Source organism: Mesorhizobium sp. M7A.F.Ca.US.010.02.1.1 (assembly GCF_004023085.1).
GTDB lineage: Bacteria > Pseudomonadota > Alphaproteobacteria > Rhizobiales > Rhizobiaceae > Mesorhizobium.
The window spans coordinates 178,591-192,200 of the sequence record NZ_RZRV01000001.1 but is presented as its reverse complement, the minus strand read 5'-3'; the positions used below and the strand labels follow the sequence as shown (position 1 = coordinate 192,200).

At 64.4% G+C, this 13,610-nt stretch carries 11 protein-coding genes and 1 riboswitch; of the genes, 5 read left to right on the top strand and 6 right to left on the bottom strand.

The genetic code is table 11. The features are described from left to right. Window positions 1-16 precede the first annotated feature (16 nt). Both mtnK and mtnA read left to right on the top strand, forming a co-directional pair. On the top strand, window positions 17-1,291 hold the full coding sequence (gene mtnK / locus EOA19_RS00905) for an S-methyl-5-thioribose kinase (protein WP_128302416.1): 1,275 nt from the start codon (window positions 17-19) through the stop codon (window positions 1,289-1,291). After that, on the top strand, window positions 1,288-2,382 hold the full coding sequence (gene mtnA, locus EOA19_RS00900) for an S-methyl-5-thioribose-1-phosphate isomerase (protein ID WP_128302415.1): 1,095 nt from the start codon (window positions 1,288-1,290) through the stop codon (window positions 2,380-2,382). Before mtnK ends, mtnA begins: the two co-directional genes overlap by 4 nt. An 8-nt stretch (window positions 2,383-2,390) precedes the next feature. On the opposite strand, the gene EOA19_RS00895 is transcribed toward mtnA, so the two are convergent. Then, window positions 2,391-2,930: an Lrp/AsnC family transcriptional regulator gene (locus tag EOA19_RS00895; protein WP_023808760.1), complete on the bottom strand. Its 540-nt coding sequence runs from the start codon at window positions 2,928-2,930 to the stop codon at window positions 2,391-2,393. Window positions 2,931-2,979: 49 nt separating this feature from the next. Between EOA19_RS00895 and EOA19_RS00890 the strand changes: the two genes are divergently transcribed. The 3 genes from EOA19_RS00890 (at window position 2,980) to fba (ending at window position 6,138) form a co-directional block, all read left to right on the top strand. Continuing rightward, a complete protein-coding gene (locus EOA19_RS00890) occupies window positions 2,980-4,149 on the top strand; it encodes an MFS transporter (RefSeq protein ID WP_128302414.1) in 1,170 nt (389 codons plus the stop codon). Window positions 4,150-4,215: 66 nt separating this feature from the next. Next, window positions 4,216-4,360: riboswitch (FMN riboswitch) on the top strand. A gap of 77 nt (window positions 4,361-4,437) precedes the next feature. After that, a complete protein-coding gene (locus EOA19_RS00885) occupies window positions 4,438-4,911 on the top strand; it encodes a 6,7-dimethyl-8-ribityllumazine synthase (protein ID WP_128302413.1) in 474 nt (157 codons plus the stop codon). 162 nt (window positions 4,912-5,073) lie between these two features. Next, window positions 5,074-6,138 (top strand): class II fructose-bisphosphate aldolase, encoded by a 1,065-nt coding sequence (gene fba, locus EOA19_RS00880; RefSeq protein WP_013532928.1) that lies wholly within the window; start codon window positions 5,074-5,076, stop codon window positions 6,136-6,138. Window positions 6,139-6,198: 60 nt separating this feature from the next. On the opposite strand, the gene EOA19_RS00875 is transcribed toward fba, so the two are convergent. Genes EOA19_RS00875 through EOA19_RS00855 form a run of 5 tightly spaced genes read right to left on the bottom strand, consistent with a single transcriptional unit; the run spans window position 6,199 to window position 13,591 of the window. Beyond that, window positions 6,199-7,425 carry a VWA domain-containing protein gene (locus EOA19_RS00875; RefSeq protein ID WP_128302412.1) on the bottom strand — a complete coding sequence of 409 codons (1,227 nt, stop codon included), beginning with the start codon at window positions 7,423-7,425 and terminating at the stop codon, window positions 6,199-6,201. Continuing rightward, window positions 7,418-9,667 carry a DUF5682 family protein gene (locus tag EOA19_RS00870; RefSeq protein WP_128302411.1) on the bottom strand — a complete coding sequence of 750 codons (2,250 nt, stop codon included), beginning with the start codon at window positions 9,665-9,667 and terminating at the stop codon, window positions 7,418-7,420. Before EOA19_RS00870 ends, EOA19_RS00875 begins: the two co-directional genes overlap by 8 nt. Window positions 9,668-9,671: 4 nt before the next feature. Beyond that, window positions 9,672-10,751, bottom strand: coding sequence for an AAA family ATPase (locus EOA19_RS00865; RefSeq protein WP_023808766.1), 1,080 nt, complete (start codon window positions 10,749-10,751; stop codon window positions 9,672-9,674). 30 nt (window positions 10,752-10,781) lie between these two features. After that, a complete protein-coding gene (locus tag EOA19_RS00860; protein ID WP_128302410.1) occupies window positions 10,782-12,209 on the bottom strand; it encodes a DUF5691 domain-containing protein in 1,428 nt (475 codons plus the stop codon). Beyond that, window positions 12,206-13,591, bottom strand: coding sequence for an SWIM zinc finger family protein (locus EOA19_RS00855; RefSeq protein ID WP_245486020.1), 1,386 nt, complete (start codon window positions 13,589-13,591; stop codon window positions 12,206-12,208). Before EOA19_RS00855 ends, EOA19_RS00860 begins: the two co-directional genes overlap by 4 nt. Between the last annotated feature and the right edge of the window lie 19 nt (window positions 13,592-13,610).

The following is a 13,610-nucleotide window of genomic DNA, read 5'->3' as shown; positions in this document are numbered from 1 at the left end:
AAGCGGGAGGATGACGATGACTGAAAAATTGCCGTTCGAAGCACTATCGGTCGAAACCCTGGCTGCACGCCTTGGCGGCAACGAGGCGCTGTGCGCGAAGATCGGCAAGGACACTGGCGCCTGGAAGGTCCGCGAGGTCGGCGACGGTAATCTCAACCTGGTGTTCATTGCCGAGGGCGCCAATGGTGCAGCCGTCGTCAAGCAGGCCCTGCCCTATGTTCGCCTGGTCGGCGACAGCTGGCCGCTGCCGTTGAAGCGCTCCTTCTTCGAATATCACGCGCTGACCAGGCAAGAGGCGCGCGCGCCAGGCTCGGTGCCGGCGATCCATTATTTCGATGAAGGCCAGGCGCTGATCATCATGGAATATCTTGCGCCGCCGCACATCATCCTGCGCCGCGCCCTGATCGACGGCCGCCAGCTGCCGAACATTGCCCGGGACATCGGCCTGTTCATGGCCCGCACGCTGTTTCGCGGCTCCGACCTGCACATGGCCGCCAAGGACCGCAAGGCCGATCTGGCGCTGTTCGCCGACAATGTCGAGCTCTGCGACATCACCGAAAGCCTGGTGTTTTCCGACCCCTATTTCGACGCCAAGATGAACCGGCACACCTCGCCGCAGCTTGACGGCCTGGTCGCCGAACTGCGCGCCGACCGTGACCTGAAGGTCGAGGCGCAGCGGCTGAAGCACATCTTCGCCGCCAATGCCGAAACGCTGCTGCATGGCGATCTGCATTCCGGCTCGATCATGGTCACTGACACCGAAACCCGGATGATCGATCCGGAGTTTGCCTTCTACGGCCCGATGGCCTTCGATGTCGGCATGCTGCTCGCCAATTTCTGGATGTCCTTCTTCTCGCAGCGCGGCCACGAGCAGGAGGGAAAGCGCGACGCCATGCGCGCCTATCTGCTCGGGGTGACGACCGAGACCTGGGCGGTGTTCCGCGCCGAGTTCTCGCATCTATGGCGGACCGAACGCACCGGCATGCTCTACCAGAGGAGCCTGTTCGAGGATCAGGGCGACAGGCTCGGTGCCGAGCAGGCGCTCGACCATGTTCTGCACCAGATGTGGACCGATTTGCTCGGCTTTGCCGGCATCGAGGTGCACAGGCGCATCCTCGGCCTCGCCCACAATGCCGATTTCGAGACCATTGCCGATGAGGATTTGCGCGCCAGTTGTGAGGCAAAGGCGCTGAAATTCGGCCGTCACCTCGCCGTCAACCGGCGCCAGATCCACAGCATCGACGAGGTCAACCAACTGGCCGCGCTGATCGAACAGGAGAGCAGCCTTTGAACGTCGGCGACCGCCACTATCGCACCATCTGGCTGAGCGACGACGGCCGTTCGGTCGAGATCATCGACCAGCGCTGGCTGCCGCATGATTTCCGCATCGAAACGATCGGCACGGTCGACGGCATCGCCACCGCCATCCGCGATATGTGGGTACGCGGCGCGCCGCTGATCGGCGTCACCGCTGCCTACGGCGTCGCCATGCAGATGGCCGACGATCCGTCGGATGAAGCGCTCGACGCCGTGTGGGAGACCCTGCACGAGACGCGGCCCACGGCGATCAATCTGCGCTGGGCGCTGGACGAGATGCGGCGCTTCCTGCGGCCTTTGCCTCCCGAACAACGCGCGGCAGCCGCCTATCGGCGGGCCAGTGAGATCGCCGACGAGGATGTCGGCCTCAACCGCGCCATCGGCGAGAACGGTCTCGCCATCATCGAGGCGATCGCTGCGCGCAAGCAGAAGGGCGAGCCGGTCAACATCCTGACCCACTGCAATGCCGGCTGGCTGGCGACAGTCGATTACGGCACGGCGACCGCGCCGATCTATCTGGCGACGGAGGCCGGCATTCCGGTCCACGTCTATGTCGACGAGACACGGCCGCGCAACCAGGGCGCCCAGCTGACCGCCTGGGAGATGGCCGGCCACGGCGTGCCGCACACGCTGATCGTCGACAATGCCGGCGGCCATCTGATGCAGCGCGGCGAGATCGACATGGTCATCGTCGGCACCGACCGCACCACGGCCGACGGCGATGTCTGCAACAAGATCGGCACCTATCTGAAAGCACTAGCAGCCGCCGACAATGACGTGCCGTTCTATGTCGCGCTGCCGTCGCCGACCATCGACTGGACCGTGCATGACGGACTGGCCGAGATCCCGATCGAGCAGCGCTCGGCCGACGAGGTCTCGCTGGTCTGGGGCAAGACCGCTGCCGGCGAGATTGCCCAGGTGCGCATTTCGCCGGAGACGACGCCTGCGGCCAACCCGGCCTTCGACGTGACGCCGGCGCGGCTGGTCACCGGCCTGATCACCGAGCGCGGCGTTGCCAAGGCATCGCGCGAGGGATTGAAGGCGATGTTCCCCGAGCGGGCGTAGCCACGTCCCTAGTACAGAGGCTCGGCCATATGCTTCGGCGTCGGCCATGTCTCGGTAATGCCCGGCTGCACCGGCCGCTCCAGATAGGTCGATAAAACCACATAGCTGCGCGTCGAGGTGACGCCCGGCGTTTCGTACAGGCGCGCCAGAAGGCCTTCGAGTGCTCTGGTGTCTTCCGTGCGGACCTTCAGCAGCATGCAGGTATCGCCGGCGACGGTATGGATTTCCTCGACCTCGGGATATTGCGAGACCGCCATCAGTTCCGGTGTCTTTCCCCAGCCCCTGGTGTCGATATGGACAAAGGCAAGCAAAGGCTTTTTCACCGCCCGGGGATCGATGATGGCGACCGTGTTGCGGATGGCGCCGCTGCGACGGAGCCGTTTGACCCGCTCATGCGCTGCGGGTGGCGACAAGCCGACGCGATCGCCGAGTTCGGCGTAGCTGATCGTGGCGTCATCGACCAGGACGCCTAATATTCTTCGGTCAATCGCGTCGAGGTCGCGGGCCGTAGCCTTGTTCTGCGGAATACCATCTGTTTCTTCATCCATGGCGAAATTCCTGGTTCTCCACTGAATAGAATACGGCCATTATGCTGATATGTCGAACATTGATCAAGTTGCGCCATTGACTGCCCGAGCCCCGATCCCGGCGCTTGCCTATCTCTTGACGGGCTGCATCGCCGTCATCGGTTCGAACTCGCTAGTGCTGGGTCCGATTGCACCGGCTGTCGCCTCGTCGTTCAGAACCAGCGTGCCTGCCGTGATGATTGCGGCGGCCGCGTTCGGCCTCGGCACCTCCGCAAGCGCCCTGTTCCTGGCGCGCTACATCGACCGGCTCGGCGCACGCCGGATGCTGCAGGGCGCACTGTTGCTGCTGGCACTGGCGCTGGTGGCGAGTGCCGCCGCACCGACGGTGATCATGCTGGTCTCCGCACAGCTGCTGGCCGGCATCGCTGCCGGGATCGCCATGCCCGCGATCTATGCCAGCGCCGCGGCCATCGCCCCACCGGGCAGGGAGAGCGGCACGATCGGCGTCGTGCTGACCGGATGGACGCTCAGCATGGTCGCCGGCGTTTCGCTTTCGGCCGTGCTTGCTGATCTTGTGCATTGGCGCGCCGTTTTCGCAGCGGTCGCGGTGCTTGCGGCCCTTGCATGGATGGGGCTGACAGTGACGTCGCTTAGCGACATCAGGAAGGCCGGACCGGCGCCCGCCCCGCTGGAAGCGCTCGGCATTCCCGGAATCCTGCCGCTGCTGGTCGCATGCGCGGCCTTCATGACTTCGTTCTACGGCGTCTATGGCTATCTCGGCGACCATCTTCATGTCGGGCTCGGACAGCCGGTGAGCGCCAATGGCCTGGCGGCGCTTGCCTACGGCATAGGCTTCGGCACCGCTGCTCTGCTCGACGGCGTCATCGACAGACTGGGTGCGCGGCGCGTCATGCCGTTCGCCTATCTTCTGGTTGCCGTCGTCTACGTCGCGATGGCCACGACGAGCGGCAGTTTCGGGCTGACCTTGACCATGGTGGCGATCTGGGGACTGGCCAATCATTTCGGCCTGAATGTCCTGGTGATGCGCCTGTCGGCGCTCGATCCGTCGCGGCGCGGCACGATCATGGGCCTGAACAGCGCGGTGACTTATCTCGCGGTCTTCGTCGGCACCACCAGCTTCGGGCCGCTCTACTCCAGCTTTGGTTTTGCCACCTGCGCACTGGTCGCGGCATTGCTGATGCTGGTTGCCGCTTCGGCAGCGGCGTGGCGCACGCGGTAATCGAACGGACTTGGTCCAACCTTCTCACGGTTGACAGCAGCGCCCTGCCCTTTCATACAAAGCCGTTAATGTTCTCAGGGCGGGGTGAGAGTCCCCACCGGCGGTAAAGGTTTCGGCCTGAGCCCGCGAGCGCTTTCCGGTTTCGGAAAGGTCAGCAGATCCGGTGTGATTCCGGAGCCGACGGTTAGAGTCCGGATGGAAGAGAACGAAACGGAAGCCGGCCCGCTTTTCGCGGGCTTAATCCGTATCGTGCGTCCTGATTCTGGTTCGAAACGGAAGGATGGACCCATGAATCAGCATTCCCATAAAGACTATGAAACGACTCGCATCGCCGTTATCCGCGCGCGCTGGCATGCCGATATCGTCGACCAGTGCGTACAGGCCTTCGAGGCGGAACTGGCCGGCATCGGAGGCGAGCGCTTCACCGTCGATGTCTTCGACGTGCCGGGAGCCTATGAAATTCCCCTGCATGCCAAGACCCTGGCCGGGACCGGCCGCTATGCCGCGATCCTCGGCACCGCTTTTGTCGTCAATGGGGGCATCTACCGGCATGAATTCGTCGCAAGTGCTGTGCTCGACGGCATGATGAACGTGCAGCTGTCGACTGGCGTGCCGGTGCTGTCGGCGGTGCTCACCCCGCACAACTACCACGACAGCGCCGAGCACCACCGCTTCTTCTTCGAGCACTTCACGGTCAAGGGCAAGGAAGCGGCGAACGCCTGCGTGCAACTCCTGGCGGCGCGGGAGTCGATCGCGGCTTAAGTCACCAAAACGGCCGGATTTCAACCCTGCAACAAGAATTGCGATCGAGAAGAGCTCTGAAGGTTGCGGTTCCGTTGAAATCCCGCCAGAAGCATCAAGGGCCGACCGGCAACCGGCCGGCCCGCGACGTTGCGCTTGAAACCAGATACGGGAGACTATTGGGTGGCTCGCATAACACTGAGACAATTGCTCGACCACGCTGCCGAATACGGCTACGGCGTGCCCGCTTTCAACATGAACAACATGGAACAGGGCCTTGCCATCATGGAGGCCGCCGAGGAGACCAAGTCACCGGTCATCCTGCAGGCAAGCCGCGGCGCCCGCGCCTATGCCAATGACGTGGTGCTGGCCAAGCTGATCGACGCGCTGGTCGAAATCCACCCCGACATTCCGGTCTGCATGCATCTCGACCATGGCAACAACGAAGCCACCTGCGTCACCGCTATCCAGTACGGCTTCACCTCGGTCATGATGGACGGGTCGCTGAAGGAAGACGGCAAGACGCCGGCCGACTACGCCTACAATTCCGGCATCACCAAGCGCGTCGTCGACATGGCGCATTGGGGCGGCGTGTCCGTGGAAGGCGAGATTGGCGTGCTCGGCTCGCTGGAGAGCGGCGGCGGCGAGCAGGAAGACGGCCACGGCGTCGAAGGCGCGATCAGCCACGACCAGCTTTTGACCGATCCCGAACAAGCGGTCGAGTTCGTCAAGGACACCCATGTCGATGCGCTGGCGGTTGCCATGGGCACCAGCCATGGTGCCTACAAATTCTCGCGCAAGCCCGACGGCGCGGTGCTGGCCATGAACGTCATCGAGGAGATCCATCGCCGCCTGCCCAATATGCACCTGGTCATGCACGGCTCGTCCTCTGTGCCCGAGGACTTGCAGGAGATCATCAACAAGTATGGCGGCCAGATGAAGCCGACCTGGGGCGTGCCGGTCGAGGAAATCCAGCGCGGCATCAAGCACGGCGTGCGCAAGATCAACATCGACACCGACAACCGCATGGCGCTGACCGGCGCGATCCGCAAGGTGCTGACCGAGAACCCGAGCGAGTTCGATCCGCGCAAATATTTGACACCGGCCATGGCCGCCATGCGCAAGCTCTGCAAGGAGCGCTTCGAACAGTTCGGCACCGCCGGCAACGCGCAGAAGATCAAGCCGCTGCCGGTCGCCGAAATGGCCAAGCGCTATAAGTCGGGCAGCCTCGACCCGAAGTTCGGCTGAGCTCCAGCGATTTATCCCAGAGCTGCCAGAAGCAACCTGGCAGCTCTGGCGACGGCTGTTTTACTCCGGAGTCTCGGCCTCGGCACGAACCAGCTTGATATCTGCGCCAGCCGCCCATGCGCCGATATCTTCCCGACGCAATGCCGCCGCCATCATGTCTGGAAACAGATCCGGCGTGCAGGCAAAGACCGGAATGCCGAGGGCGGCCACCGAGCCTGCCATCTTCGGGTCATAACCCGGCCTGCCCTGGTCGGTCAGCGCCAGGAGCACCACGACGTTGACGCCGGAGCGAACGAGTGCAGCAAGCCGCTGCAGCAATTCCTGCCCGTTGCCGCCCTCATAAAGGTCAGTGATCAGCACCATATGCGACTTGGTCGGCCGTTCGATGCGGTCCGCGCAATAGGCCACGGCCTGGTTGATGTCGGTGCCGCCGCCCAGCTGCACGCCGAACAGGACTTCGACAGGATCGCTAAGCTCCTCGGTCAGATCGACGATTGCCGTGTCGAAGCAGACAAGCTTGGTCCGCACCACCGGCAGGGAGGCCATCACCGCCGCGAATATCGAGGCGTAGATTACCGAGCTTGCCATAGAGCCCGACTGGTCGACGCACAGCACCACCTCATCCAGGTCGACCAGCCTTCGCTGTTTGCGCATGAAGCCGACCAGCTTCTCCGGCACGATGGTCTTGTGCTCGGGCTGGTAATGGCGAAGGTTGGCTGAGATCGTACGCGGCCAGTCGATGTCGCGCTGGCGTGGGCGGTTGGTGCGCTGCGATCGGTCGACCGCGCCGCGTATCGCCTCGGCTGTCTTCTGTTCCAGCCGCTGCATCAGCTTGGCAACGATATCGGCGATGATCGTGCGCGCAATGTCCTTGGTCTTGGCCGGCATGACCGAGCGGAGCGAAATCAGGTCGGCGACGAGATTGACGTCGGCCTCGATCGCTTTGAGGAATTCCGGCTCCATCAGCATCTGCTTCAGGTTGAGCCGTTCGAAGGCATCCTTCTGGACGATCTGGACGACCTGTGCGGGAAAGAACGACCTGATATCGCCCATCCACTGTGCCACCCTTGGCGCCGAGCGGCCGAGGCCGCCGCGCCGCTTGCGCGGATCGGCAGCCGCATCGCCGGCACCATCGCCGTAAAGCGCATCGAGCGCCGCGGAAAGCCGCTTGTCGGTGTCGGACAGCGCTGACGAGGTTTCCTCATCGGCACCGATCGCCATGCGCCAGCGGCGCTCCCGTCCGTCGCCGGCTTGGATTGGCTCGCTGATTTCGGCCTCGTCATCCATTGCCGGCCTCGCTCATCAGCAGGGGTCCAAGCCGTTCCAGGTGCCGGCGCCACGCTTCGCCGCCATCCGGAGTCGGCGTCAGTCCGGCAGGCAGCCGTGCGGTGCGGCCGAGCACCGCTTCGATCAACCGTCGCCGCTCCATCGAGTCCAGATGCGAAAAGACCCGGCGCAGCAACGGCAGATGAGCAATGAAGGCCTCTTCGTCGAGGGATGCGAGCCAGGCATCCACCGCACCGCGCAGGCCCTCGTCGTAGATCAGCCGTTGGCCGGCAGTGCTGAAGAAACCCTCGAAGAACCCTGCAGCCTCGGTGACCGGCGTTCCTGGAGACAGACGTCGTGCGATCAGACCGGTTGCCGCGTCGGCTGACAAATGGCCGGCTTCGTAGAGCAGATGCGCGGCACAGCCTGCCACCAGCGCCGTCGAGCGCGATCCATCGAGCACCGCAGCCAGTCCATTGCGCCAGATGTCCAGCACGTCCTGTTCAGGCTCGACCAGACTGATCGCTTCGTCGGCTTTGCGCATGGCGCCGACCAGCGTCGTGGATGCCTGGGCATCGAGGTCGCGGGCGGCATAGGCAAGTGCGATCCCGCCTTCGACGATCAGCCGCTCCAGGAGGCCGGACAGACGGGCGGTTTCCGTCTTGCGAGCCTCGCCGTAGCGGATGATGTCGGCGAGCGGCGGCACCGATGTCAGGATTTCCAGGCATTCGCTGCTGCGCGCCGCCCGTTCCTCCAATGCCGCGAGACCGGCGATCGACGCTTCCGACAGGTTTGCCGTGATGGCGCCCTGGACCAGTGCGGCCATCGCATCAAGAGACGTCGCCGCGCCGATCATCTGGATCAGCCGGCCATTGGCCGCCTTTTCGATGGTTGGTCCGTAGACCAGGTTCTCGACCAGTCGAACGGCATATTCAGGTTCCCACGACAGCATCCAGCGCTCGCGAAAGGTGCCGCGGCTGCGGCCGCTGTCGGTCAGCTTGCCCCAATGCACGCCAAGCACGGACAGCCGGTGCAGCAAGGTCGATCGAAACAGCCCGCTTTCGCTGCGCAGGTCGACCGACAATTCACGCTCCAGCGCTTCGGGCTTCAGCCGCGCCGCCTTCTGGCTGCGCTGCAGGTCCTCGATCAGCGGCGCCAGCGGCGTGTCCGGCGGAATTTCACCGACATCGGCGCCCAGCAGCAATTCGGCTTCGACCAGCGCCCACAGCAGCGCTTCCCCGTTGAACAGGGCGGCGATCGCGGCGTCACGCAATTCCTCGAAACCGGGCTTTGGCCGTTCACGGATCACAGCCAGCGTGCGGGCCAGCCGTTCGGCTTCGATCAGCGAGGCGGTCGAGACCATGTGCCCCTTGGCCCTCAGGACCGCCGCGATCTTCGCCAGCCACAGGACCGAGGAGTCCCCTTGCCCGCGCGTCTGCCACAGATGCTTGCACCAGCCGGGCGCGACAACGCCGGCGCCATAACCGAAGCCCAGCGCCAGGCGCGGCCCCGTCCACGGCGCCCAGGTCATCATGCTTTTGCGGCGGGCGAGCCCCTTGAGTAGCGCCTGGTCCTCCTTCAGCGGTCGCGTCGCCTGCAGTGCCGGCACATGGAAGGCACCGCAAACGATAGCGATCGGCCCATCGAATTCCTTTCGCGCGGCGGCGATTTCAAGTCGCATATGCGCTTCGCGCTTTGCCTCGAATTCGGCAAGCGGACCTTCGCCTTCGCGCAACGTCGTCATCGCGTCGGCTATTGCCGCGAAGATTGGGCCGGGCTCAGGGTTCTGCTCGATGATATCAGCCCACCAGCTTTCGCCATCTTCGTAGCCGGCAGCTTGTGCCAGCGTTCCGATCGGGTCCCGCAGATGCGGCGCCAAGTCAGCCTCAACGCTGGCTTCCGTTCCATCGCTATCGGTTTCCCCCACGGCCTCAATCGGCGCAGTGCGGGCTGAAGACGGCAAATCGATGAAGCGCACTGCCGCATTGTTGGTGACGGCCCAGAGCGTCGCCTGGTACTCCGGCGAGAATTCGGCGAAGGGCCAGAAGCTTGTCGAGGCCGGATCGTCTTCGGGATAGCAGAGCAGCGCCACCGGCGGCTGCATTTCGGGGTGGGCCAGCAACGGCAGCAGCGGGCTGGCGTCGGCCGGTCCTTCGATCAGCACGGCGACCGGTTTCAACTCCTGCAACGCCTGCACCAGGCTGCCGGCGGAGCCTGGCCCGTGATGGCGTATGCCGAAATAGGAAACGTCGCTAAGCGCCATGGCGTCAGATCGCCGCGTTCAAGGCCGCGTAGTAGCCGGCATAGTCTGGCCGCTTTTTGAGCACGGTTTCCAGATACTCCTCCAGCACCAGTTTGTCCTGCACCGGATCCTTCACGATCGCACCGACGAGGCTGGCGGCAAGACCTTCGGCGCCGAGCTTGCCGCTGTCGAACCAGGCCGCCTGGCTGAGGCCGCCGACCATGGTGGCAATGGCTTCGGCCGTGGACAGCGAACCGGACGGCGTCTTCAACGTCACCTTGCCGTCGGCTGTAGCGCCGGAGCGCAACTCGCGAAAAATGGTCAGCACGCGCGCGATCTCCTCACCGACATTCTTCGGCACCGGCAGGTCAAGACCGCCGGCCATCTCGCCGACCCGCTTGGAGACAATCGCCACTTCCTCCGCCATGTCTTCGGGCAAGGGCAGTACGACGACGTTAAAGCGGCGCTTCAACGCCGAGGACAGCTCGTTGACGCCCTTGTCGCGGTTGTTGGCGGTGGCGATGATGTTGAAGCCGCGCTGCGCGTAGATCGAGGTGTTGAGTTCCGGGATCGGCATCATCTTTTCGGACAGCACGGTGATCAGCGTGTCCTGGACATCGGAGCCCATGCGCGTCAGCTCCTCGAGGCGGCAAAGCTTGCCGTCCTGCATGGCGCGGTAGAGCGGCGTCGGCACCAGCGCGTCCTGGCTTGGGCCCTTTGCCAGAAGCTGTGCGTAGTTCCAGCCATAGCGGATCTGGTTCTCGTCGGTACCAGCCGTGCACTGCACGATCAGGGTCGAATCGCCCATGATGGCGGCGGCGAGATGTTCCGACACCCAGGATTTGGCCGTGCCGGGGACACCCAGCAGCAACAGCGCGCGATCGGTGGCGAGCGTCGCCACCGCGGTTTCCATCAGCCGGCGCCGGCCGACATATTTCGGCGTTATCACTGTCCCGTCGTCAGCCTTTCCGCCGAGCAGGTAGGTAAGGACCGCCTTTGGCGAAAGGCTCCATCCGGCAGGCCTTTGCCGCTCGTCATTGCGCGAGAGCGCCTGCAATTCGGCGGCATAGGCCTGCTCGACCGGAAGACGGATGGCTGCGTTCATTAGCTGTTCTCCGGATTGATCATGTGTCAGTTAAGGCTCGGCCAGCGCTGCGTTGAGGCGCAGAAGACCGAGTGAAGGCGCTGCCGGCGCCATACCGCCCGCAACGACGTCTCCGATCAATTTCTCCGCCGTCGCCGCCGTGGCGAGAAAGCCCATAGTTTCCAGGAGCTGGTCGACGCCCCGCTTCACAGCGTCATCGTTTCCTGCAACAGCGGAGCGAAGCGCCGGGAGCGTCTGGCCGTTTGTCAGGTCGGCCCATTCCAGCCAGCTTGCTTCGAGGCCCTCGGCCAGATTGAGCGCGCCGAGATGTTGCGTGTCCTTCAGGATCGACCTGACCAGGACGCGCTTCCTGCGGCTGTCCAGACGCGCCATGAGGTGGAGGACGAAGAGTGCGGGCTTGCCACCTTCGGCGACAAGCATATCCGCCATGTGCGTCACCGCGGCGTCGCTGCCCGACGCCGCGACCATTCGGGCAACAAGGATATCGGCATTGTTCTCAGCGCCGAATTGCCACGCCCCGATAAACTCGGATTCGGTGGTGCCGAAGCGCGTGGCGAGGTCGACCAGGTTGCAGGTCTCGAACAGTTCGGCGCGACGTCTTTCCTGCGCCGGCGATTTGAGTTTTGCCGGCGTGTAGGTGGTGCGGCGGCGGATGAAGCCGGATTTGCCTTCCGCGATGAAGGCAGCGAGTTCGGCCGTCGGATCTTCCGGCCCGCCATCGCCTGGCGAGCCGTGCTCTCCCAATCTTGCCAGCAACCGGCCAGCGAGCTCGCGCAGCTTGCCGGAACGATCGGCGGAGAGGCTCTTCAGGAACGGCACGTCATCAGCGCCCAGGCCGAAGCGCAACAGGTCGACGAGTGCAATCCTGATTTCCGCCGGCTCGCCGGATGCCTTGGTTTCGATCAGCTGCCTAGCCGAAGCCGGTGCGGTGCGGCGCATATCGGCGAGCGCGGTGCGGCGTGCGGCGGGATAGAAGTCATCCCAGTTTTCCACCGTCAGATGCTCCTGGCTTGCAGGTTTTTCGCCGTCCGCGCCTGCCTGCCAGTCGATCCAGGGTGCATAGACGTCCGGACTGCTCTGATCCGACGCGGCTGGCATCCAGTCCATCGGATGCAGCACGAAGCCGCGGCTGGAGACGAGCGTGACCACACGCGACTTGCTTCTTGTGTCGGCGGCATGCTTTAGCGCGGCTCGCAATAGCGGCCGCAGCCGTTCCGGCAGCATCGGCAAGGCGAGTTCGGGCAATTGCGGGCGGCGTTTCAGCGTCTTTGGCGCGGCTGGCCGCAAGGCGATGTCGAGAGCTTGTGCGGCGATCGCCAGCAGCCGGCGTTCGCGCTCGTCGGGGCTGGCACCGCCGGCGATCTCCTTCCACGCGCCCGGAGCCAGGTCGAAGGTGATCCCGCCGGTGATCCAGCAGTCGCGCATGGCCGCCAGGCCGGTCTGCTCGATCTCGTTCACGACAGGTCAAGCCTACCGAAACCGCTTTGCGCCGCCAGCAGGTCAAGCCGGCTGCCATTCCAAAGTGCTGCCGTTGCCATAAGGTCCAGCCCAAGCAGCGTTGGATTGACGGTGTCGGCAATCGGCAAGGCGATACCATGCGGATCGCCGGCGGCTTGCCACCAGGCGGCGCCCCGATCGTCCAGCAGGATCGCGCCGGGCGGCAGCATGACAGGACAATCGGTGAGCCAAGGGGCTGCGTTCTGGTGAGCAGCATGCGCCGCGAGCGGATCGGCTGTGTGAAAGCCGAAATCGGGCCACTCACCTGTCGGGACGTCGCCCTTGCGGTCCGCCACCAAGGCCCGCAGCGGCTGGCGTGCCGGGTAAAAGACCAGCCTGGCATCGAACCGGTCGCCCGGTGTGAAGGCGTTCGACCGGCGACCGGCCGAGGCCGGAAAATAGTCGAGCAAGAGAGCAAATTGCGGGCTCGCGCTCTTCAGGTCGAGGAGCCAGGTCGAATGGCTGACGAGACCGTCACGGCGCGACTCGATCTTCTCGCCAAGCACCTCCCAGACGCTTTCGACCTGTTTGGCATCGGGATTGGCCAGAACCTGCTCACGGCTTTCGGACGTCGATACGAGCCGCCTCAGTTCGGCGTCTCCTGGTGTCGATCGCCAGGCCTTGACCACCAGCACAAGCTTGCCGAGTTCGCGGAGCGCCGCGTCCGGGCGCTCCTCGCTGCGCAGCCCCATCAGCCGTGACGGAATCTCGTCGATGCGGCCGGCAAGCGCTGTCGCCTTCATGTCGACCAGCCGTGCCGCAATCCGGCGGCAACGGTCACTGCTGTTGTCGACAAAACCGGCCAGGCCAAGCCGCAACTGGTCAGCGATCCATTGATCCAGCTCATCCAACGCCGCCGACACCGCGGATTGCGTATCCAGCGTCCGCTTGCGCTGCGCTGCCTCGCGGCGCTCGACCGCAGCGGCGTCCTCGATGTCTGCGCTTCCGTCGTCGCGCGAGGCCTCGCCAATGCTCTTGCCTCCCGCACCGGGCGCTGGCGCCGCCGGCTGTGGCGAGGCCTTCCTGCGGCGGCCGAGCCAATCATTCACCCATTCCGGGGTCGAGCCTGCGGCGGTAAAACTGGCCGGCGTGGTGGCTGCAATCCACATCAGCGCCAAAGTGTGCTTGCAGGGAAATTTCCGCGACGGACAGGTGCATTTGTAGCCATGGTCGCCGGTGTCGACGACCACACGATAGGGATTGGAGCCGGAACCCTGGCATTCCCCCCAGAGGAGCCCCAGCTGATCGCTCTTTTCGAGCCGTGGCCAGTTCGATTGCCTGGTCAACCTGGAAGCGGCGCTCAACGACGCCTGATCGGGCGCGAGCGCTTCGATGGTTTTCAAGTCGAATTCCAAGCCGCGC